This window comes from uncultured Aquimarina sp., from assembly GCF_947492965.1.
Classification (GTDB): domain Bacteria; phylum Bacteroidota; class Bacteroidia; order Flavobacteriales; family Flavobacteriaceae; genus Aquimarina.
Window position 1 is genome coordinate 349,844 of the sequence record NZ_CANLOZ010000003.1, and the last position, 24,212, is coordinate 374,055.

The 24,212-nt window shown below is 33.2% G+C and carries 15 protein-coding genes and 1 tRNA gene; 12 read left to right on the top strand and 4 right to left on the bottom strand.

What is annotated here, in order from left to right:
• The first annotated feature begins 119 nt into the window (after window positions 1-119).
• Genes Q1B37_RS09630 through Q1B37_RS09650 form a run of 5 tightly spaced genes read left to right on the top strand, consistent with a single transcriptional unit; the run spans window position 120 to window position 12,276 of the window.
• Entirely contained in the window at window positions 120-3,392 is a 3,273-nt protein-coding gene (locus Q1B37_RS09630) for a VCBS repeat-containing protein (protein ID WP_299898242.1), read from the top strand.
• A 1-nt stretch (window position 3,393) separates the two neighbouring features.
• On the top strand, window positions 3,394-6,702 hold the full coding sequence (locus tag Q1B37_RS09635; RefSeq protein ID WP_299898244.1) for a VCBS repeat-containing protein: 3,309 nt from the start codon (window positions 3,394-3,396) through the stop codon (window positions 6,700-6,702).
• 22 nt (window positions 6,703-6,724) lie between these two features.
• The gene (locus Q1B37_RS09640; RefSeq protein ID WP_299898246.1) at window positions 6,725-9,988 is read left to right on the top strand and encodes a VCBS repeat-containing protein; all 3,264 of its coding nucleotides are present in this window, start codon (window positions 6,725-6,727) and stop codon (window positions 9,986-9,988) included.
• A gap of 34 nt (window positions 9,989-10,022) precedes the next feature.
• Window positions 10,023-11,372: a vanadium-dependent haloperoxidase gene (locus Q1B37_RS09645; RefSeq protein WP_299898704.1), complete on the top strand. Its 1,350-nt coding sequence runs from the start codon at window positions 10,023-10,025 to the stop codon at window positions 11,370-11,372.
• Window position 11,373: 1 nt separating this feature from the next.
• Window positions 11,374-12,276, top strand: coding sequence for a GyrI-like domain-containing protein (locus tag Q1B37_RS09650; RefSeq protein WP_299898248.1), 903 nt, complete (start codon window positions 11,374-11,376; stop codon window positions 12,274-12,276).
• A gap of 36 nt (window positions 12,277-12,312) precedes the next feature.
• Here Q1B37_RS09650 and Q1B37_RS09655 read toward each other — a convergent pair whose 3' ends face one another.
• Window positions 12,313-13,203, bottom strand: a complete 891-nt coding sequence (locus Q1B37_RS09655; RefSeq protein WP_299898250.1) for a phosphatase PAP2 family protein — start codon at window positions 13,201-13,203, stop codon at window positions 12,313-12,315.
• Between the two features lie 139 nt (window positions 13,204-13,342).
• A tRNA-Phe gene (locus tag Q1B37_RS09660) sits at window positions 13,343-13,415 on the bottom strand.
• 205 nt (window positions 13,416-13,620) lie between these two features.
• Between Q1B37_RS09660 and Q1B37_RS09665 the strand changes: the two genes are divergently transcribed.
• From Q1B37_RS09665 to Q1B37_RS09695, 7 genes are all read left to right on the top strand, one after another.
• Window positions 13,621-14,352 carry a type III pantothenate kinase gene (locus Q1B37_RS09665; RefSeq protein ID WP_299605727.1) on the top strand — a complete coding sequence of 244 codons (732 nt, stop codon included), beginning with the start codon at window positions 13,621-13,623 and terminating at the stop codon, window positions 14,350-14,352.
• Complete coding sequence (locus Q1B37_RS09670) at window positions 14,349-15,596, top strand: hypothetical protein (protein ID WP_299898251.1); 1,248 nt, start codon at window positions 14,349-14,351, stop codon at window positions 15,594-15,596. The genes Q1B37_RS09665 and Q1B37_RS09670 overlap by 4 nt, the downstream gene beginning before the upstream one ends.
• 16 nt (window positions 15,597-15,612) lie before the next feature.
• Entirely contained in the window at window positions 15,613-16,983 is a 1,371-nt protein-coding gene (locus Q1B37_RS09675) for a tetratricopeptide repeat protein (protein WP_299898252.1), read from the top strand.
• A complete protein-coding gene (gene lptC, locus Q1B37_RS09680; RefSeq protein ID WP_299898253.1) occupies window positions 16,983-17,540 on the top strand; it encodes an LPS export ABC transporter periplasmic protein LptC in 558 nt (185 codons plus the stop codon). The genes Q1B37_RS09675 and lptC overlap by 1 nt, the downstream gene beginning before the upstream one ends.
• A 6-nt stretch (window positions 17,541-17,546) precedes the next feature.
• Window positions 17,547-17,750, top strand: coding sequence for a hypothetical protein (locus Q1B37_RS09685; protein WP_299898255.1), 204 nt, complete (start codon window positions 17,547-17,549; stop codon window positions 17,748-17,750).
• On the top strand, window positions 17,750-19,018 hold the full coding sequence (locus Q1B37_RS09690) for a hemolysin family protein (RefSeq protein WP_299898257.1): 1,269 nt from the start codon (window positions 17,750-17,752) through the stop codon (window positions 19,016-19,018). The genes Q1B37_RS09685 and Q1B37_RS09690 overlap by 1 nt, the downstream gene beginning before the upstream one ends.
• A 280-nt stretch (window positions 19,019-19,298) precedes the next feature.
• Window positions 19,299-21,371 (top strand): peptidylprolyl isomerase, encoded by a 2,073-nt coding sequence (locus Q1B37_RS09695; RefSeq protein ID WP_299898259.1) that lies wholly within the window; start codon window positions 19,299-19,301, stop codon window positions 21,369-21,371.
• Between the two features lie 80 nt (window positions 21,372-21,451).
• Here the strand turns inward: Q1B37_RS09695 and galE are convergent, their stop codons facing one another.
• Window positions 21,452-22,468, bottom strand: a complete 1,017-nt coding sequence (galE, locus tag Q1B37_RS09700; protein WP_299898260.1) for a UDP-glucose 4-epimerase GalE — start codon at window positions 22,466-22,468, stop codon at window positions 21,452-21,454.
• 96 nt (window positions 22,469-22,564) lie between these two features.
• A complete protein-coding gene (locus Q1B37_RS09705) occupies window positions 22,565-24,211 on the bottom strand; it encodes a solute:sodium symporter family transporter (protein WP_299898263.1) in 1,647 nt (548 codons plus the stop codon).
• Window position 24,212: the final 1 nt, after the last annotated feature.

A 24,212-nucleotide genomic window follows, 5' to 3' on the forward strand; every position in this document is an offset into this window, starting at 1 on the left:
CTAAGATTTGTTAGAGTAGAGCCCTTCATTCCTTGAAGGGCTCTACTAATTCATATTTTTCGCTTATCTAATAATAATTGATTCATTACACAAGAAATATAATACTTAGCCTGCTTTTTATGAATCTTTTGATTTCTTGTAAAAAGGATAAAAAAGAAACATATCTTTTTGAACTGATTTCAAAAGAAGAAACGGGTATTACTTTCCAAAATAAGTTAAAAAAATCACCAGACCTTAATATTCTTAGATACCTTTATTTTTATAATGGGGCTGGAGTAGCAGCAGGTGATTTTAACAATGATGGTTGGGAAGACCTATATTTTGTATCCAATCAAGAAGAAAATCACCTATATCTGAATCAAAAACATTTTCAATTCAAAAAAATTAACTCAGAAGTTTTAGCCGATAAAGAAGGTTGGTCTACCGGTGTTACTGTAGTGGATATTAATAATGATGGGTTACAAGATATTTATGTATGTAAAGTTGGTAATTACAGAGGTATATTTGGAAAAAATAGATTGTTTGTAAATCAAGGTTTAGATAGTGATAGCGTTCCTTTCTTCAAGGATGAAGCGTCGAAGTATAACCTTGATATATCTAGTTTTTCTACACAAGTAAGTTTTTTTGATTATGATCTAGATGGGGACTTAGATATGTATCTTTTAAATCATTCGGTACACCCTAATCGTGCTTACGGCCGAGGCTCTAAAAGAAAGCAAGTTGATTCTTTGTCGGGAGATAGGTTGTATAGAAATGATGATGGAACATATCATGATGTTTCTGCTGAAGCAGGAATTTTTCAGGGATCTATAGGGTACGGTTTAGGTATAATTACAGATGATATAAATGATGATGGCTATCCCGATGTTTATGTTGGTAATGATTTTTTTGAAAATGATTACTTATATATTAATCAAAAGAATGGGACATTTAAAGAAGTAATTAATTCGGAACACAATATCATTCAGCATACTTCACATTTTTCTATGGGAACGGATATTGCAGACGTTAACAATGATGGTTTGTTTGATATTTTATCTTTAGATATGTTGCCTGAAGATTTAGCCACCTATAAGTCATCTGGCACTGAATATGGCTTTACAGTCTATAATCAATATCTTAAAAATGGATATCAACCTCAGTATATGCAAAATGCATTACAACTTAATAGAGGAGAGAATACTTTTAGTGAGATAGCCTTTTTTTCTGGTATTGCTGCAACCGAATGGAGTTGGTCACCCTTAATGGTAGATTTAAATAATGATGGTTATAAAGACATTTTTATCTCTAATGGTATCAAAGGAGCGACTAATGATATGGATTTTATTAGTTTTATCGCTAATGAAAATATTCAAAGGCGCATAGAAGAAGGGATGACAAAGGAAGATTTAGCATTAATCGATGAGTTACCCAGTAAAAAAACAACTAATTATTTTTATAGTAATAATAGTGATTTAACTTTTAAAAACGTTTCCGCTGACTGGTCAGAAAATATACCCTCTTATAGTAACGGAGCTGTTTTTGCAGATTTAGATAATGATGGAGATCTGGATATTGTAACTAACAATATAGATGATGTTGCTTTCGTTTATGAAAACCATTCGGATGAATTGGCAAAACACAATTATGTCAAACTAAAATTAAAAGGCATAGGGCAGAATTTACATGCCATCGGGGCTAAAGCTACACTGTTTATAGACAATGAATTACAAATAGCGAGTATAAACCCAACAAGAGGTTATTTATCGTCTGTTTCTAGCATATTACATTTTGGGATAGAGAATCGTACCAAGGTTGATTCCATTCAGATTAGATGGCCTAACGGGAATTTATCAGTACACAAGAATATAAAGATAAACGCTGTCAACTACTTGCTTCAAGATCAATCATTAGATTCTGTTGTACTTGATGATAGAGATTCCAAAATTTTCGAAAAAAGTGAATCCTTAATTAAGTTTAAACATCAGGATTATGAAACTAAAGATTTTAGCGTTGAGCCTCTAGCACCCTATGCTATATCTAATGAAGGTCCTCATGTATCAGTTGTAGATGTAAATAATGATCAGTTAGATGATATTTTTATTCCTGGAGGTAAGTTTAGATCCGGTTCACTATTTCTTCAGAATGCATTAGGAGAATTTAATAAATCAAAGCAAGAAGATGTTGAGTTATATAAAAAGTATGAAGATGTAAGTCAACACTTTTTTGATGCAGATGCAGATGGAGATTTAGACCTTATTACAGTATACGCAGGAAATGAAAATTACGAAGGATATGAGTCGGGTCCTATATTGTTTTTAAACGATAAAGGGAAATTTAAGATAAGTCAGAGCTCTTTTCAAAATATAAAAATAAACGCCTCTGTTGTTATAACTGCTGATATTGATAAAGATGGTGATAAAGATATTTTTATAGGAAGCAATAGTGTTCCTGGACATTACGGTAAGATACCAAAGAACTACTTATTTTTAAATGATGGTAAAGGTAATTTTATAGATCATACATTAGAATTATCTAAGGATTTAGAGACCATCGGGCAAATTTATGATGCTAAATTTGTTGATATCAACCAGGATGATTATCAAGATTTGATTGTTGTAGGTCACTACATGCCAATTACCATTTTCATGAATGATAAAGAAGGAAACTTAGTAAAGGATGAAAATCAGTCATTACAAAAAACAAATGGTTGGTGGAATTGTATTGCAATAGAAGATATGGATAATGATGGTGATATGGATATTATAGCTGGTAATTGGGGGTTAAATAGTAGATTAAAAGCATCAGAAAATGAACCTTTACAACTTTACTTAGCTGATTTCGATGATAATCAAAAAATAGATCCTATTGTTACTTATTTTTATCAAGGTAAGGAGACTCCAATTGCCACTAAAGATGAGCTTACGAAACAAATTCCTCAGTTAAACAAGAAGTTTTTGTCATATCAAGCTTTTGCAGAAGCTAAGTTTGAAGATTATTTTTCGAAAGAGAAAATTGAAACTGCTCAAAAGAAGCAAGTTTTCACATTGAAAACCACTTATTTTGAAAACAAAGGAAACCTTAACTTTTCGGCAAAAGAGCTTCCTTGGGAAACCCAAATTTCTTCAGTTCATGATATCTTAATAAAAGATATCAATAATGACCAGTATCCGGATATATTTCTTGGAGGGAATAGCTATGAGATCAGTACACAATTGAGTAGATTAGATGGCTCTTATGGTACCATTTTAATCAATAATAAAAAAGGAGGTTTTGATAGCGTTAAAAATTCAGGTTTGAAGATTGATGGAGCTGTACGATCGATTAAATCAATCCAAATAAAAGATGAGGAATATGTTTTATTTGGAATTAATAATGATAGTATTCAACTTGTAAAAAAGACATATAAGTAACATGAATAAACTTTTATATAGTACACTTCTTATAGTTCTTCTTTTTTCCTGTAAAGAAAATCTGGAGAAGGAAAATATTATTGCAAAAAAAGAAACCTTATTTAATAAACTTACTCCACAGAAAACGAATATTCATTTTATTAATGAAGTAGATAATGAGAAAAACCTGAACATTTTTACTTATAGGAATTTTTATAATGGCGGAGGAGTCGCGATTGGGGATATTAATAATGATGGCTTACCCGATATCTACCTTACAGCAAATAAACAAGAAAACAAACTGTATTTAAACAAAGGTGATTTTGTTTTTGAAGATATTTCAAAATCATCAAAAACAATGGGAAAAAATGCTTGGTCTACAGGTGTAGTGATGGTAGATATTAATGCGGATGGCTTGTTGGATATTTATGTTTGTAATGCAGGAAATGTAGAAGGTGATGATCAAAAGAATGAGCTTTTTATTAATAATGGTGATTTAACGTTTACAGAAAGCGCAGAAGATTATAACCTTGCCGATAGTGGTTTTACTACGCATGCAGCTTTTTTTGATTATGATAAGGATGGAGACTTAGATGTGTATATTCTTAATAACAGCTTTATTCCTGTAAGTAGTTTAGGGTATGTAAATAAAAGAAATTTAAGAGCAAAAGACTGGGATATTCCGGAAATTCTAAAGGGAGGAGGAGACAAGCTATTAAGAAATGATGGCGGAATGTTTACAGATGTGAGTGAAGAAGCTGGGATATTAGGTAGTCTTATTGGGTTTGGATTAGGGGTTACTATAGGAGATGTTAATGAAGATCTTCTTCCTGATATTTATGTGTCTAATGATTTCTATGAAAGAGATTATCTATACATAAATCAAGGAAATGGAACTTTTAATGAAGAAATTAAAGATTGGGTAAAACATCTTAGTCTTTCCTCGATGGGAGCGGATATGGCGGATATTAACAACGATGGGCGTCCTGAAATTTTTGTGACCGATATGCTTCCGGAAGATGATAAACGATTAAAAGAAACAAGTTCTTTTGAGAGTTATGATGTGTATAAATTGAAGAAAAGTAGGGACTTCTATAATCAATATATGCAGAATTCTCTTCAGCTCAATAATGGAGATAATACTTTTTCTGAAATAGCTTTTTACAGCGGTGTTGCTAAAACAGATTGGAGTTGGGGAGCTTTGTTGTTTGATATGGATAATGATGGTTATCGAGATATCTATGTAAGCAACGGGATTTACCATGATCTTACAGATCAAGATTTTATGAACTTTTTTGCGAATGATATCATACAAAAGATGACATTGACAGGTAAAAAAGAGGAAGTGGACTCTATCATTAATAAAATGCCCTCTACGCCAATACCTAATTATTCGTTTAAAAACAATGGAGATTTAAGTTTTACAGATGTTACAGAAAAATGGGGTTTTGATGAACCAACTTTTTCTAATGGTTCAGCCTATGGAGATTTGGATAATGACGGAGATTTAGATCTAGTAGTTAATAATCTAAATATGCCAGTCGGAATCTATGAAAATAATAGTCAGCAAAAAGGGAATAACTATTTGAAAATTAAAGTCTCTGGAAGTGAGAAAAACACCTTTGCTATTGGAAGTGTTGTAGAGGCGTATTTCAATAATCAGGTAATTAGGCAAGAGCTAATACCTACTCGAGGTTTTCAATCTTCGATAGACTATATAATGACCATTGGAATTGGAGAGAGTGATAAAATAGATTCACTACGAGTTATTTATCCAGATGGGAAATCACAATTATTGGATCAAGTAGCTCTGAATAAACAAATAAACCTAAATTATAAGGATGCCGATCAGCAATTTCAATATGTTTCTAAAAAAGAAAATCCTTATTTTGTTGAAATATCACATAGTCTTAATGCGCATAAAGAAGATCCATATGTAGATTTTGATTATGAAGGGTTGATCTATAAGATGCAATCTAGAGAAGGCCCTGCTTTAGCCATCGCAGATGTAAATAATGATGGGAATGATGATGTGTTTATTGGAGGAGCCTATGGTCAAAAAGGAAAGCTATATACTCAAAACACTTCTGGAAAACTAAAAGAAACTCAATTTGAAACCGAGGAGTTTTTTGAGGATGTTACAGCTATTTTTGAAGATATCGATGGAGATAAAGATTTGGATTTGGTGATAGGATCAGGAGGTAATTTTAAAGGAGCTAGAACTGGAGTTAGAAGTTATATAAATGATGGGAATGGTAATTTTGCCAGAGGCAATGTTATAAAGCCTACAAATACTAACATTTCTGTTTTAAAGGCGTATGATTACGATCAGGATGGAGATATAGATATTTTTGTTGGAAGTCATAGTGTTATTGGAGTATATGGTGTTTCCCCGGAAAGTTATCTTTTGGAAAATGATGGAAACGGAAACTTTGTAGATATCACAAGTGCAAAAGCGGCTGACATCAAAACTATTGGAATGATTACAGATGCAAGTTGGCAGGATGTCAATAAAGATGGTAAAAAAGATTTGGTTTTAGTAGGTGAATGGATGTCTCCTAAGATACTGATAAATGATGGTCAGAAGTTAACCGTAGCTGCTACTGATTTAGATAAAATTTCGGGTTGGTTTAATACTGTTGAAGCAACAGATATAGATAAGGATGGGGATATCGATCTTGTATTAGGAAATAGAGGTTTAAATTCTATTTACCAAAGTGATGAAGAAAATCCAACTAAGATGTATATCAATGACTTTGATAATAATGGAACAGTAGAACAAATTGTTACCCAAACAATCAATGGTAAGGATATTCCGATTCATCTAAAAAAGGAGATTACAGGACAAATAAATGTATTGAAAAAGCAAAACCTGAAGTTTTCAGAATACGCGACTAAAGCTATTGATGAACTTTTTTCAAAAGAGATTTTAGAAAGTTCGATAGTAAAAATTGTAAACAATTTTTCAAGTTTGATCGCTTATAACGAGGGAGATTTGTCTTTTAAAATCAAAGAATTACCAAAAGAAGTACAATTATCCTGTGTCTGTGATATAGAAACAGAGGATATTAATAATGATGGTTTTTTAGATCTTATTTTAGCAGGTAATAATTACAATTTTAAACCTCAGTTTTCAAGATTAGATGCAAGTCGGGGTAATGTTTTATTTGGAAACGAAAATGGAAGTTTTACCAATCAACAAAATACTGGATTTTTGGTAGAGGATGAGGTAAGAGCGATGCGATGGATGAAAAATAAATCTGGAGAAAAGTATCTACTAGTTGGGGTTAATAACCAAATGCCAAAGCTTTTTAAAATAAACACAAAATAAGTTCTAGATTCGAATTCAGGAGATGACCAATAAAGTATTCATATTAGTATTCGGATTATCGTTTTTGTTTGCATGTAAAAAGCAACAAATTGAGCAAAGTAGTTTATTTGAAAAAATGACTTCGAAAACTACAAATGTTACATTTCAGAATACATTAAACCCAACCGATGAGCTTAATATCTTAGATTATCTTTATTACTATAATGGAGCTGGTGTAGCAGTTGGAGATATAAATAAAGATGATTTGCCAGATGTGTTTTTTACAGCCAATCAAGGAAAGAACAAGTTGTATTTAAATAAAGGAAATTTTCAGTTCGAGGATATAACAGATGGGGCAGGAGTTGCGGGAAACTCTGATTGGAATACAGGAACAGTAATGGCGGATATTAATGGAGATGGATATTTAGATATATATGTTTGTGCTGTTGTTGGTTTACAGGGTTTAAAAGGGAAAAACGAACTGTTCATTAATAACGGTGATAATACATTTACCGAAAAAGCAGCTTCCTATAAATTAGATTTTGAGAATTACACTACATCTGCAGCTTTTTTCGATTATGATAATGATGGAGATTTAGATATGTATTTGCTTAATCATGCAGTGCATACACAGAATTCGTTTGGTAGTGCAAAGCTCAGAAATAAAAGGAGTAATGAGAGTGGAGATAAGTTATTGCGCAATGATGGAGAAGTGTTTACAGATGTTAGTGAAGAGGCGGGTATTTTTGGAGGGGGAAATGGGTATGGACTTGGAGTAGCTACCGCCGATTTTAATAATGATGGGTATACAGATATTTATGTAAGCAACGATTTTCATGAAGACGATTATTATTATCTAAACAATGGAAATGGAACTTTTACCGAGTCATTAAAGAAAAACTTCGGTCATACAAGCCGATTCTCTATGGGTAGCGATGTAGCAGATATAAATCATGATGGATTTACTGATATTATGACTTTAGATATGACTCCAGAAGGTGAAACTGTATTAAAAGCTTCAGCGGGAGACGAAACGGTAGATATGCTTCAGATGCGAATTAAAAGACTCGGATACCATTATCAGTACGCCAGAAATATGCTTCAGGTTAATAGAGGAGATCATTTTGAAGAAACGGCTTTACTTAGTGGAGTTGCTGCTACAGATTGGAGTTGGTCAGCCTTGTTTGCAGATTATGATCAAGATGGAGAACAAGACATTTTTATATCTAATGGTATTCCTAAAAGACCAAATGATTTAGATTACATAAAATATATTTCTAACGAGAAGATTCAGGAGAAGCTAAATACCAATAAATTGGTAGATAATGATGCTCTGAATATTATGCCGTCAGGCGAGGTGCCAAATTATATTTTTCGTGGAGATAAAGGAATTACTTTTACCAATGAATCTTCCAGCTGGTTACCACAAGAAAATACAGCTTCTACAGGAAGTGCCTATGCAGATTTTGATAATGATGGAGACTTGGATATTGTCACTAATAATATTAATGCGCCGGTTTCTTTCTACAAAAATACAACAGATCAAAAATCTAACTTTTTAAAGCTTAAATTCAATTTTAAAGACAATAATAAATTTGGAATTGGAACTAAAGTAATATCTTATCATAAAGGTATTGCACAATACAAACAATTATTTACGTCTAAGGGGTTTCAGTCTTCTTCAGAACCTATAGTTCATTTTGGATACGATACCATAGCCACCATAGACTCGTTGAAAATTATATGGCCAGATAACACAATTCAAATCGCTGAAAATATTGCTACTAACCAAAGTCTGACCATTAGATTGGTGTACAAAAGAAATGGGGTTGATTATGAGAATTTATTTCCAAAGACTAGAAAATGGTTCCGAAAAATTGATTCAGTTCCTGGGTTAAATTATGAGCATAAAGAAAATAATTACACGGATTTTAATCGTCAAAAACTCATTCCTTACAAGATTTCCGATCGAGGACCAGCAATAGCAATAGGAGACCTAAATGGAGATGGAAAAGATGATGTCTTCTTTGGTAGTTCTAAGTTGGAACCTTCAAAAATATACTTGCAAAACGATACAGGTTTTGAAGAGCAACAATCAGAAATTTTAGAAAAAGATAAAAAGAAAGAAGATGTAGTTGCAATTATTGCCGATGTAAACGGAGATGCTAAAAATGATCTTCTCGTTTCTTCTGCAGGAGGCGAGTTTTATGGAAACTCCAAAGAGTTAATAGATCGATTATATTTAAATTCAGATATAGGATTGTCAAAAACAGATTTCCCAGAATTATTTGATCATGAATCGGTGATAAAAACTAATGATGTAGATGGAGATGGTGATTTGGATATATTTATTGGAGGGTATTCGGTTTCTAATGACTTTGGAAAAATACCAAATTCCTATTTGCTTATTAACCAACAAGGGAGTTTCAGTATAAAACCAAACAACAGTTTACAAGAAGTAGGAATGATAACTGATGCTGTTTGGAGTGACTTTGATAATGATGGTATAAAAGATTTAATTGTCGTTGGAGAATGGATGTCACCACATTTTTTTAAGAATACGAATGGTGATTTGATTGATGTAACAAACAGTATGTATCAACAAAAGCTAAATGGTTTATGGCAATCTATTATTGATTTCGATATAGATGATGATGGTGATAGGGATTATGTACTCGGAAATTTTGGATTAAATACAAAACTAAATACATCATCAGAAAACCCTTTAAAAATGTATTATGCTGATTTTGATAATAACAGCACCACAGAAACAATTTTAGCAGTACCTAAGGATGGAAAATATTATACAGCATTAGGTTTGGATGAATTATCAAGTCAATTAAATTTTCTGAAGAAAAAATTTACAACATATACTAGTTTCGCAGGAAAAACGGTAGAAGAGATTTTTGGAGAGGATGTTTTAGAAAAAGCTAAATCATTTTATGTGCATCAACTTGCATCAGGATATCTTAGAAATGATAACGGTAAGTTTTCTTTTGTGCCTTTCGAAAATGAACTTCAATTAGCTCCTATAATGTCCATGTTAAAATTTGATTTTGATAAAGATGGAAAACAAGAAGTTTTATTGGCTGGAAATTATTTTGGAGTGATTCCATATCATGGTAGATTTGATGCATTTGCAGGAGCTGTATTGCAAGAAGGGAATACTGTGGTAAAGGCTTCAGAATTGGGGATTAATTTGAGTCAGAAATCAGTAAGAGGGCTAAATATTATTAATTTTGCAAATAAGGATTATTTGCTCATCACACTAAACAATGAAAAAGCAGAGGTTTATGAGATACTTTGATGAATCTATAAGAATAGGTAATCTATTAAAAAGTATGAAGATATTTGTATTCGTTTCTTCTGTAATGCTTTTAAACTCTTGTCAAAAAGAAGAAAAAGAGATTCAAATTACTGCTGATGATTATCATAAGGCAGTAGATAAGATTACTGAAGTTATGGTGCATGATATTTTCTCGCCACCAGTAGCCAGTAGAATATATAACTATTCCAATATTGCTGCTTATGAAGTGATTAGCCAAGAAGGAGGAGATTATAAAACATTATCTAACCAGTTGCATGATTTGAAATCAGTTCCAGCTATCGATACTACAAAAAGCGTAAATCATAAAATAGCGGCTTTGGTAGCGTATTTAGAAGTAGGAAAATCATTGCTTTTTTCAGAGGATAGAGTTGAAGTGTATAGAGATAGCTTGTATAGTTCATGGCAACTTCAAAATGAAAAAATGTTCAATGATTCTAAAGAGTATGGATTAAAAGTTGCAGAACATATAAAAACTTGGTATGCCACCGATAATTATGCGCAAACTAGAACAATGCCAAAGTTTTCTGTAAATACCGAAGACCCTTCGAGATGGCAACCTACTCCACCAGACTATATGGATGGAATAGAACCGCATTGGAAAAAAATTAGACCTTCGATCATAGATTCATCCTCACAGTTTAAACCTGCAAGATATCCTGATTTCTCTTTGGAAAAGGACACGCCTTTTTATAAAGAATTGATGGAAACCTATGAAGTAGGAAATCTTATTAAAGAAGAAGGTGAAAAATCTGAGAAATTGGAAATAGCGCAGTTTTGGGATTGTAATCCTTACGTGTCAACCCATAAAGGACATTTAATGTTTGCTACTAAAAAGATCACGCCTGGAGCACATTGGATTGGTATATGTAAAATAGCTTGTAAAAAAACAAATTCTGATTTTGCAAAAACTGTTTTTGCTTATACCAAAACATCCATTGCCATTGCAGATGCCTTTATAAGCTGCTGGGATGAGAAATATAGAAGTAATCTAATTCGTCCGGAAACATTAATCAATCAGCATATCGATGAGAACTGGACTCCTGTTTTACAAACGCCTCCGTTTCCTGAGTATACTAGTGGACATTCCGTAGTATCAGGAGCTGCATCTACTGTGTTAACAGATATTTTTGGAGATAATTTTGGTTTTGAGGATGATACTGAACTTCAGTATGGACTGCCAGTACGTTCTTTTACTTCTTTTAATCAGGCAGCAGATGAAGCAGCGATTAGTAGATTGTATGGAGGAATTCATTACAGAGCCGCTATTGACTTAGGATTGGATCAAGGGCGTTCTTTAGGAGCTTTTGTAATTGGTAAGTTAAAAATGAATACTCCAAATTCTGAAGTAGTAAGTGCAAATTAGAATGAAGAAAGTTATTATTTTCTGTTTTACTATTCTGATGGTATTGGGGATATGGTATTTATTTATTAAAGAATATGACTATCAGATTACTTTTACGGCCAAAGGAACTCCAGGGAGTATATATCATCAGATCGTAGGATGGGAATCTTGGGGAAAGGATGTAAAAGCCAAAAATATTACTACTGTAGATACTGTATTGTATAAAGAAATAAAGCAAAAGGTGAATCTACCTGATACTATTTTAAATTTGAAGTGGGATATAACCAGTGTGAATGATTCAATATCAGAGATAAAAGTAGGAGTTTTTTTAGAAAATCAATCTTTGATGAATCGGCTAAGTATTCTTACTGGAGAAACTATTTTTACAAGGTCACTAAAAAAAGAATTTAAAAAATTTGGGAAAGGTTTAAATAATTTTGCTAAAACTTTTAGAATAAAAATTGAAGGTACATCGGAAATACCAGTGCTTGAATATCTCTATATTTCTTCTAATGCTAATCGATCTGGTAAAGCCGGAATGATGCTAAGAACTAATGCAGATATTTTTCCTAAAATAAAGGAAAACAATTTGAAAATAAATGGTTTACCATTTGTAAAAGTTAAAGAATGGAATGAAATAAATGATAAGATTCAATTTGATTTTGGGTTTCCAATAAAGTATAAGGACTCGTTACCAGTTAGTTCTATCATTAAGTATGCTAAAGTAGCTACTCAAAAAGCTATAAAAGCAACGTTTTATGGCAACTATAGACATAGCGATCAAGCATGGTTCGCTATTATGGAATATGCCAAAAGAAGAAATATTCTTATTGAAAAAAAGCCTTTAGAGATATTTTATAACAATCCGATGCAAGAAGGGGATGCTTCGAAATGGAAAGCCGAAATTTTTATGCCTTTAAAATAAAAAAGAATTGAGTGAGAATTTTCTATTATTAATTTTTTAGAACCTGCCAATTACTCCTAGTTGTCCAGGCCCGATCGCAAGATCCCATTTAATTTTATTTTTTTTGTTGTTATAAGTAAAACGTTGCTTTCGGTTCAGATAATTATCAATACCATCTACCATAACAACACTTAATACAATGCCGAGAGTGACATCAGTTAACCAATGCGCTCCTGCCCATAATCTAGAAACAGGAGAAACGAGTCCAAGTGCATAAATACCGCCTCTAATATAAGGGTTTTCAAATTGTTTTCCTATCGCATATGCTGTGGTAAAAGACAATATAGCGTGCCCAGAAGGGAAAGAGTGATAGTCTGCTTCGCTACTATAAAACTTGAATGCATCTTTGCCTTTTCCAGTATAAGGTCTGGCACGACCCGCAAGAGTTTTGCTTACAGTTTGTATAATTCCTCCTGCAGTGGCAGAGGCAATTAGTAATACTCCTGTTTTTCTAACTTTTTCATTTTTTGTAATAAGTCCAAAGGCATATATTCCTGTAGTTAATCCATAATTTACTAGAGGTTTTCCAAAGCGGAATCCAGCTTCTTTAACAAAGCCTGGAATATCTTCTTCCTGATCAGTGAAAAAATCATTAGCAGGTTCATCAATTAAATAAATTAGGGCAGATCCCGCAACAATACCACCAAATGTAGCCCAATCTTTTCCTTTCCATCTCAAAGGTTGAGTATATGCATTGGTTATTCCTCCAAATGCGGAAACACCATCATATTTAAGCATTTGCCAGCGAGTCATTTCTAAAGCGGATTCTTCAGTATTGGATAAGATAGAATCTTTTTCTTTAGACGTATCTAGTTGTTCTTGGGAAAAAATACTTGTTGAAAATATAAATAAGAGGATACAATGGGATAAAGTGTATAAGCGCTGCATACTATGAGGTTTGATAAACAAAAATAATAACTTATTGGCAAAGAAGAACTAAATATTCAGAATTGCTTGCTTATTATTGATTAACGAAGTTTGATAAGGATCAAAAAAAACCCGAACGAAGTTGTTCGGGTTTTCAAGGTGGTGCCTCCAGGAATCGAACCAGGGACACAAGGATTTTCAGTCCTTTGCTCTACCAACTGAGCTAAGGCACCTTGCTGTAAGCGGATGCAAATATAGAACGCTTTTTTTAATACTCAAAAGAAAAAATTAAAAAAATCGTTTCGTATTTTTGCAAACTTATAAAATAAACTCGTAATCCGCTGTAATCTAGAAGATGTGAGGGAAGAATATTCTTAGAAAAAATATTTGGCTTCCGATAAAAATGTCTGATTACAATGTACTATAAAAAATACATACATGAATTTAGTGATTGATGTAGGAAACACATCTATAAAAGTAGGTGTTTTTGAAAAAGACATAATGATACATAGGGAAAATCTGAAATTGAATGATTTTCAGAAGTGTATTGAGAAATTACATCAAGACTATTCATCTATAAATAAAGCTATTTTATCTTCTGTGGCTAATTTTCAAGAAAAAGAAATAGCATTTTTAAAAAATAAGTTTAATACTCTTATTTTGGATCATACTTTAAAGATGCCTTTCCAGAATTTATATGCTACTCCAACAACGTTGGGCGTAGACAGATTAGCTCTAGTGGCAGCAGCGGTTTGTCAGTTTCCTAAAAAGGATACATTGATTATAGATGCTGGTACTTGTATTACCTATGATTTTAAAAATAAAGACGAATGTTATCTTGGAGGGGCAATCGCACCTGGGATTGGATTACGATATGCTAGTCTCAATAACTACACTTCAAAATTACCATTATTAAGTCTAGAGGTACCAAAAAATCATATAGGGGATAGTACAAATCAGTCAATTCATTCAGGTGTTGTAAATGGTATTTTATACGAAATTGAAGGAGCAATTGCCGAATATTGCAACACTTACCCTGATTTAACAGTTATTTTAACCGGTGGAGATGCACATTTTTTGTCTAAAAGATTAAAAAATAGCATATTTGCCACCTCTAATTTTTTATTGGAGGGACTAAATTACATTTTAGCTTTTAATAATAGTCAATGATAAAAAAGATTTTAGTAGTTGTTTTGGTAGTAATTACCGGTGTATCTAATGCTCAAGAAGGAACATCGTCGCCCTATTCTTTTTATGGTGTAGGATTACAGAAGTTCAAGGGGACAGTGGAAAATAAATCGATGGGAGGATTGGGTATACTTGCAGATAGTATTCACTTAAATCTTCAGAATCCAGCATCTTATGGAGAGTTGAGGCTAACTACGTATACGTTAGGAGCTAATTATAATGGATTAAACCTAGATAATGCCGCAGGAGACGATTCTTACAAGGATAATGCATCTTTAGATTATCTAGCAATTGGAATCCCAGCAGGAAGATTTGGTTTTGGTTTTGGAGTACTTCCAGTAAGTTCGGTAGGATATCAAACAAACACTTTTAATAGTGATGGTTCTGAAAGTCAGTTTTTTGGAACCGGAGGCTTGAATAAAGTGTTCATAGCTGCAGGTTTTAAAGTTAACGAGAATTTAAGTGTTGGTTTAGATATTAATTATAACTTTGGAAACATTGAGAATAAAGCTATTCTGAGACGTCCCGAGTTGCAATTTGATACCAGAGAGATTGATAATTCCGATCTTTCTGGAGTAAGTTTATCTTTTGGTTTAGTCTACAAGCGACTGCTTACCGAAAAACTGGAGTTAACAACATCTTTTGTATCTACTCCATCATTTAAGCTAGCTTCAGAAAATTCTATTGAGCTTGCTACGATACAGATATTAACTAATGGATCTGAATTGGTTGTGGAAAGACAGGACTTGGAAGTAGAAGATAGGGATCTTGATCTTCCAGCAGAATTGAAATTTGGCGCAGGAATAGGAGAGCCTAAAAAATGGTTTGTAGGGGCAGAGTATACTTATTTGGATGCTAAAGATTTTGATAATAGATCTTTTACTGCGGATAATGTGGTTTACGAAAATGCATCAAAATTTAGATTAGGAGGTTATTATATTCCAAAATATAACTCCCTTACTAGTTATCTGAACAGGATAGTTTACCGTACAGGATTGAGATATGAAGAGACTGGGTTGAATATTAATGGACAAGCGATTAATGAGTTTGGCATATCTTTTGGAGTAGGTCTACCAGTAGGAAACTTATTCTCAAATGCTAATGTAGGTTTTGAGTTCGGTACACGCGGAACAACAGACGCTGGATTAGTGCGAGAAGAGTTCTTTAATCTATCATTAAGTTTATCACTAAATGATAGATGGTTTAGAAAAGTGAAATTTAATTAACTACAATTATACAGCTATGAATACTAAAGTTTTATTTACGATAGCAGCAGGATTAGTTCTAGGTACTTCTAGTGTAAGTGCACAGGCTACAGACTGTGCAACTACGGCTTCTATAGCCTATGAGCATGCTAAAGTAAAAAATTGGGAGGCTGCAGAAGCACCTTTATGGAAAGTAAGAAAAGAATGCCCTACGCACAGTGTTGCTACTTTCCAATTCGGAAAAAAATTGTTAGAAGCAAAATATAAAAAGGCAACTGGTGCTGATAAAACAGCTATTGCAAATGAAATGATTGCTTTGTGGAAAGAGCGTCAACAATATTTTCCAGCAAAAGTGGAATTAGGAGATATGCATTCTGATATTGGTCAGATCATGTATGATAATAATATTGGTACTAAGGAAAGTCAGTTTGCCGAGTTCAATAAAGCTTGGACAGAGGATAAAAAGAACTTTTCTAGTCCTAAAAAGGTGTATACCTACTTTTATTTATTAGTAGAGCTTCAGGCTGCTGGAAAGAAAGAACTTCAGGATGTGTTCGATTTATATGATGATGTAATCGAAAAAATTGAGGATGAAGAAAGTAATAAAGCGAAAATAGTTTCTGAATTAACGGAAAAAGAAGAATCTGGAGCTGCTCTTTCTAGTAAAGAAAAGAAAAGATTAAAAACGTACGATAAAATCCTTAATAATTACAGTAAGGTTAAAGCAGGAGTTAATCAGAAGCTTGGAGAACTTGCAGATTGTAAAAACTTGATTCCCTTATATAATGGACAATTTGATAGTAAGAAAAATGATATTAACTGGTTAAAAAGTGCTGCAAGCAGAATGTCTGCAAAAGAATGTACTGATGATCCATTGTTTTTCAAAATGGTGGAAGCATTACACAAAGCAGATCCATCTGCTAAGTCAGCGCTTTACCTAGGAATACTTGCGCTTAAGGATAAAAATACTTCTAAAGCGTTAGAATATTATAATCAGTCTGCTCAGTTAGAAACCAAAGCAAGTGATAAAGCAAAAGTATATTACAAGATTGCTGAGGTGTACAGAAAAAAAGGTAGCTACAGTAAAGCGAGAGCTAATTATAAAAAAGCACTAGCTAACAAGCCTTCTTTAGGACAAGCGTATTTAAAAATAGCTAATATGATTGCGAAGAGTGCTAATGATTGTGGTACTGATGTGTTTAGCAAAAGAGCGGTATATTGGTTAGCTGAGAGATATGCTTTAAAAGCAGGAAAAGTTGATGCTAGTTTAAAGAAAACTGCTGCTGGAACTGCAGCAAATTATAGAGCAAAAGCACCTTCCAAAACGGATATCTTTAATAATCCAGAGATTAAGTCCGTAAAGATTGGATGTTGGATCGGAGAAACGGTTAAGGTACCGAAACTATAATGCAAAAGAGAATTTTATATATATTAGGAAACCTTGTCACAGCTTTTGCTGTGACATTGTTTTTTTCATGTCAATCTAAAACGTCCCAAACGAATTCATATCGTATTGATGATGATGCACCTATAGCAGAGGCTTTTGAGGTTAATCTTAAATATACCGATTCTGGTAGGCTTACAGCAGTTCTTAGAACTCCAAAAATAAAAGATTACACAAATAAAGGTTTTGGATATCGTGAGTTTCCAGAAGGTATTGTTTTAGATATTATTGATAAGGATGGGAAAGTAAGTGTGGTAACATCAGATTATGCTATTTCTTATGTAGAAACAGGACTTATCGATATGCGAGGAAATGTAGATATCAAAACAGCAGATAGTACACATCTTATGGCTAAACAGCTATATTGGGATCAAAGCATCAACTGGGTTTTTACAGATCAGCCTTATAAAAGTATACTCCCAGATGGTAATGTCAATGAAGCAGATGGTTTTGATGCTAATCAGGATTTTACTATATTGAATTCTCGCATTAATGAAGGAATAATGTTCATCGAAGAGTAAATGAATATGATGAAAATTTTTAGATTTTTTGAATTTGCTTATCTAGCTATTACTTGTTTTTTTCTATATCAAGCATATGAGGAATGGGGACAACAAGATAGTAGAAGTATTTTGTATCTCTGTTTCGCTGGAGTAGCTGTTTTTATGTTCTTCTTTAAGAGAAATTTCCGTAAAAGAATTGATGCCAATAGTAACCAGGATAACAAATAATGGAGCTACAAATTGTTGTAATTGTACTTTCTATTATTCTCTCTGCCTTTTTTTCTGGGATGGAGATTGCTTATGTGTCTTCGAATAAGATTCATATCGAGATAGAAAAAAAACAAGATGGTTTTCTTGCTACGATTTTATCTCGATTAACAAAAAAACCTTCCAAATTTATTGCTACCATGTTAGTGGGTAATAACATTGCACTGGTAGTTTATGGATTCTACATGGGAGAGCTGTTAATGGGATTCATAAAAGGGTATTATCCGGATTTGGCAGCAAGTGTTAATTTATTGCTACAGACAATTATATCTACTTTTGTAATATTAGTCACGGCAGAGTTTTTACCAAAGGTGTTTTTTCAGATCTATGCCAATACCTTATTAAAGGTGTTTGCTGTGCCGGCCTATTTTTTTTATGTAATCTTTTGGTTTATTTCCTCTTTTGTTATTTGGATTTCTGACTTTGTTTTAAAAAAGTTCTTGAAAACTGACGGTGATGAGGTACAACTTGCTTTTACCAAAACTGAGCTTGGAGATTATATTACAGAGCAAATGGAAACTGTAGAGGAACATGATGAAATAGATAGTGAAATTCAAATTTTTCAAAATGCGCTCGATTTTTCAGATGTAAAGTCCAGAGAGGTAATGATTCCTAGAACCGAGATCATTGCAATAGAGAAGTCAAGACCATTAGAAGAAGTAACCCAGCTGTTCATTGATACGGGATTGTCTAAGATATTGGTGTATAATAATACTATTGATGATATCATAGGGTATATGCATTCATTTGAACTGTTTAAAAAGCCGAAGTCAATCAGATCTATTTTACTTCCTGTAGTATTTGTACCTGAAACCATGTACGTAAAGGATGTTTTAAATTTGCTTACTAAAAAACACAAGAGTGTAGCTGTAGTTATAGATGAATATGGAGGTACTAGTGGGATTATTACGGTAGAAGATATCGTAGAAGAACTTTTTGGAGAAATAGAGGATGAGCACGATTCTGTGGATTTGATAGAAGATAAATTGGCAGAAAATCATTATCGTTTCTCGGCTAGAATGGAAGTAGATTATATCAATGAAACCTATAAACTAAATCTACCTGAAAGTGAATATTATGAAACCTTAGGTGGAATGATTGTAAATCATACAGAAGAAATTCCAGAGCAAGGTGATGTTGTGAATATCGACTCGGTAACGGTAAATATTATAGAAACTTCTAATACCAAAATAGAAATCGTAGAATTAAAGCTTAAGGAAGAAGACTGATTTCTATAAAACAAAATTCCTCTGGTGTAAAAATCACATAACTTTTCTTTTTTTTATTAAGAAAGCTTGTTCCAGTTGATGACTCCTTTTTTATTCGTTATGTGTTTTAAAATCAGTTAATTGAACTATGTTTTTTGTGGGATTAATCTGTAATTTTTTACGGTAAAATTTCATGAAAAATAAAATGTAAAAAAAGTTGTAAAGACTTTCTGTCTTTAATTGGTAATATTCTAAGAAAATGGTATTTTCGCCCACTATATTTCAATAAATTAAACTTAAAATGGCAGTTTTAAATAAAATCAGACAACGTTCCGTTTTCTTAATTGTGATTATCGCATTAGCGCTTTTCTCATTTGTATTGGCGGATTTGATTCGAAATGGAGGAGCTATTTCTCAAAAAGCAGCAAATACTATTGCTACTATAAATGGGAAAGAAATTGATAGAACTGATTTTGCACAGAAGGTAGAAGCAGCTTCTAGAAATTTTGGTGGTGGATCTAACCTACAAACTGTAAACTATGTTTGGAATCAAGAAGTAAGACAAATAGTTTTTGATGGTCAGTTCGAAGAGCTTGGTATTAGAGCTGGTGCTGATGAAGTAAATCAGTTATTAGAAGAAGGATTAGCTAATAACCCTACCTTTCAAAACGAAGCAGGAGTTTTTGATAAAGCAAAAATGCAAGAATATGTGGCAAGTATTAAAGCCAATCCTGTAGCATACCAACAATGGATTGATTATAAGAGATCTTTAGGAAAAGGAGCTTTAGAGCAAACATACCTTAATATGATTAAGGCTGGAGTAGGAGCTACTCTTAAAGAAGGTGAGTTGGCATACAAAATGGAAAATGATGTAGTGGATATTAAATATGTTCAATTGCCTTTTACAAGTATTCCTGATACAGACGTAACAGTATCTGATGCAGAAATTCAATCGTATATAGATAAGCATCCTGATTTATATCAGGCAGAAGCGTCTAGAAATATGAGATATGTGTTCTTTAAAGAAGAACCTAGTAAAGAAGACGAAGAGCGTTTAACTGCTGAAGTGGCAGAACAAGTGGAAGCACTTAAGAAAGCAGAAAATATTGAAGAATTTATCAATGTTGATCAAAGTTCTGCTTTAAAATATGATGATCGTTTCCTGTTTAAAAAAGACTTACCTACTTCAGTTGCTGATACGTTATATAACGTACCAGTTGGAGAAGTTTATGGACCATATAAGGATGGGAAGTATATTAAAATATCTAAAGTAATTGCGAATAAACAATTACACGATTCATTAAAAGCAAGTCATATCCTAGTTTCTTGGAAAGGTTTAGGTACTGCAGGAGATACAGAGCGTACTAAAGAAGAAGCAAAAACATTGGCAGATAGCTTACTTGCTGTAGTTAAAACGGATAAGGCTAAATTTGAAACACTTGCAAAAGATTTTTCTGCAGATAATTCTAATAAGGATAAAGGAGGAGACCTAGGATATTTTGCTCCTGGTAGAATGGTTCCAGCATTTAACGATTATATCGTTGATAACAATGTTGGTGATATGGGAGTTGTAGAAACACAGTTTGGATATCATATCATTAATATCGAAGACAAGAAAAATGAGCAAAAGGCTGTAAAAGTTGGAACGATTGCTAGAGAAATAGAAGCAAGTGAGAAAACGATTAATGATATATTTACCGAAACTACAAAGTTTCAGATAGCTACTAAGGATGGAGACTTCGCTGAGAAGGCAAAAGAAAGTGAGTATAACGTTCGTCCTGTAAACAAGATTAGTGAATTAGCAGAAAATATTGCTGGACTTGGAGCTCAAAGATCAATTGTGCAATGGGCTTTTAATGAAGAGACAAAGGTAGGAGATGTAAAACGTTTTGATGTAACTGATGGATATGCGGTTGTGCAGTTGACTGGAAAAGCATCTAAAGGACTTCAAAAGGTAGAAGATGCAAGTGCTACTGTTAAGCCAATACTTATCAAAGAGAAGAAAGCGGAAATGTTGAAGAATAAAATTTCTGGCACAAGTTTAGATGAAATCGCTAAGAGTCAATCACAAGTTGTTAAAACAGCTTCTGCACTTAATATGAAGACTCCAACAATTAGTGGTGCTGGAACAGAACCTAAAGTAGTAGGAGCAGCTTTCGCTTTAGAAAGTGGTCAAATTTCTGAACCAGTTGTTGGTAATAATGGAGTATACGTTGTAGAAGTTACTAAGAAAACACCTGCTAGTGGTTTAGATACGTATATGAGTTATGCTGCCCAAGAATCTAAAACACAAGCAAACGCTGTTAATACAAGAGTTTTTAATGCGTTGAAAGAAGCAGCAGATATCGAAGATAAAAGAGCAAACTTCTACTAGTAGAAGTATCTAACAGATAATAAAAAATCCTGAAGCATGCTTCAGGATTTTTTTGTTTATAAGATATAGAAAAAGGTATTTTATGCTCTAACCTTTTGTTCCCATTTCCAGGCAGATGATAATGCTTCATCTAAGCTGCTTTTTGCTTTCCAGCCTAACTCATTATTAGCTTTGTCAGTGTTCGCATAAGCTGATGTAATATCGCCTTCTCTTCGGTCTACCACTTTATAATTTAGTTTTTGATCAGAAACCTTTTCAAAAGATTGTATCACCTCTAATACCGAACTACCAGTTCCTGTCCCTACATTAAACACTTCATAATTAGAAACATTATTATTTTTAAGTAAACGCTGCAATGCTACTACGTGTGCTTTTGCAAGATCAACAACATGGATATAATCTCTAATACAAGTACCATCTTCTGTAGGATAGTCATCACCAAAAACAGAAAGCTGCTCTCTGAGTCCAATAGCAGTTTGTGTAATAAATGGAACCAAATTTTGTGGAACACCTATGGGTAATTCTCCTATTTCTGCGGATGGATGGGCACCAATAGGATTAAAATAGCGCAAAGCAATAGCGTTTAGATTGGGTTGTACCTTGCAGGTATCTCTGATGATTTCTTCTCCTATTTGCTTGGTGTTACCATATGGTGATTCTGCTACTTTTACAGGTGCATTTTCGGTAATGGGAAGCTCATCAGCTTGTCCATATACAGTACATGAAGAACTAAAGATAAAACTAGTTTTGTCTTTTTTCTGTAATTCCTGAAGGATATATACAAGAACATTAATATTGTTTTCGTAGTATAACAGAGGTTTTTCAACACTTTCTCCCACTGCTTTTGATGCCGCAAAATGGATAACTCCTTCAATATCATGATGACGTTTAAAAAAGTCTTGGACTTTTTCTTTTTCTCTTAGATCAAAGTTTTCAAAAATTGGTTGTTTTCCAGTAATTGCTTCAATACCTTTTAAAACATCTGGAGAAGAATTAGAACAGTTGTCTATAATAACAACTTCATACCCTTCATTTTGTAGTTCTACCGCCGTATGCGATCCGATAAACCCTAATCCACCGGTTACTAATATTTTCATTTTTTTGTTTTCAAGAGTTTTTATTAGAACGAGTTGTAAAGTTAATACAATACACTTTATAACCGAAAGCAGATGACAAATAAGTTTATGTAATGGTTAGAATATTAAATAAGTACTCAATACGAGTAGTGTAATAAGTCCTCCAATAGCAAAAGCATATTTCCAGGGTGTGGTATCAATAACTTCTGTAGTTATAGGTGTATAGATATCTTTTTTAGGTTTCCATATTCCTACAATTAGCATGATAGCAACATTAATGACAAACAAAATACCCATAACATGCAAGAAGTGTGGATAGGCTTCAGCTTTTATAATAGCTAATTGATCAGGATCTGTAATACCATTGGTAGTAGCTTCTAATAACGCTTTATTTGTGAAATGAGGTCCCAAAATAAGTAAGCTTATTAAATACATTAGTACACCACCGATTAACACTATTTTAGCACCAATTGCAGGCACTTTTTTCGTCAAAATTCCAATGATAACCACAGCCAGAATAGGTACGCTTAAGCTTCCTAATGCTTGTTGGATATAAGAAAACAGACCTGCTGGAGCGTTGGCGATAAAAGGAGCAATCGTCATAGAAATCATGGCTACAATAAAGCCAAATAATTTACCCGCTTTTACCGTTTGGAGTTCGCTTGCATTTCTATTAAAAAATTTCTTATATAAGTCAAATCCAAAAAGTGTAGCACTACTATTTAATAGACTATTAAAAGAACTCAATACAGCTCCAAATAATACTGCTGCAAAAAAACCAAGTAATGCAGGTGGAAGTACTTTACGAACTAGTTCTGGATATGCTCGATCCGCAGAACTAAGTTCTCCATTAAATACATTCCATGCAATAATTCCAGGGAGTACAACGATTACAGGTATTAGAAATTTTACAAATGCTGCGAGCATCATGCCTTTTTGCCCTTCTTTTAAACTTTTGGCACCAAAAACACGTTGCAGTATGGATTGATTCGTGCCCCAATAATACATCTGAGCAATCATCATTCCTGTAAATATAGTTCCTACGGGAATAGAGGAAGTAACACCTCCAGTAACGTTAAATTTATCCTGATTTTCGGTCCACAAGGTATTCATACCGTCCATCATGCTACCATCTCCAATCAGCTTTAAACCAAAATAAGGGATGAGTAGCCCTCCGATTAATAATCCAATTGCATTTATAAGATCTGATACTGCAACAGCTTTTAAACCTCCAAAAATGGCATAGATAATCCCTATCAAGCCTATACTCCAAACACAAAGCCAGATTGATGCAGATTGAGACCAACCTAATAAAGATGGTAAGTCAAACATGGTACTAAAGGCTAATGATCCTGAGTAAAGGATGGTAGGTAATAATACAATACTAAAAGCGATTAGAAATAAAACGGATAATATTGCTTTAGTATTTTCATCGAAACGTTTTTCTATAAATTCTGGAATTGTAGTGATACCACCTTTCATGTATTTTGGTAGTAACCATATAGCGGTAAGCACCATAGCAATAGCAGCCAGTGTTTCCCATGCCATAACAAGAATACCTTCAGAAAAAGCTTGTCCGTTTAATCCGACGATTTGTTCCGCAGATAAATTTGTAAGTAATAAAGAACCTGCAATCGTAATTGCACCAAGGCTTCTTCCTCCAAGATAATATCCATCAGCAGATTTTTCATCTGTACTTCTTGTTTTCCACCAGGCATATACTGCTACTAATAATGTAAATCCAATAAATGAAAGTATTCCCATA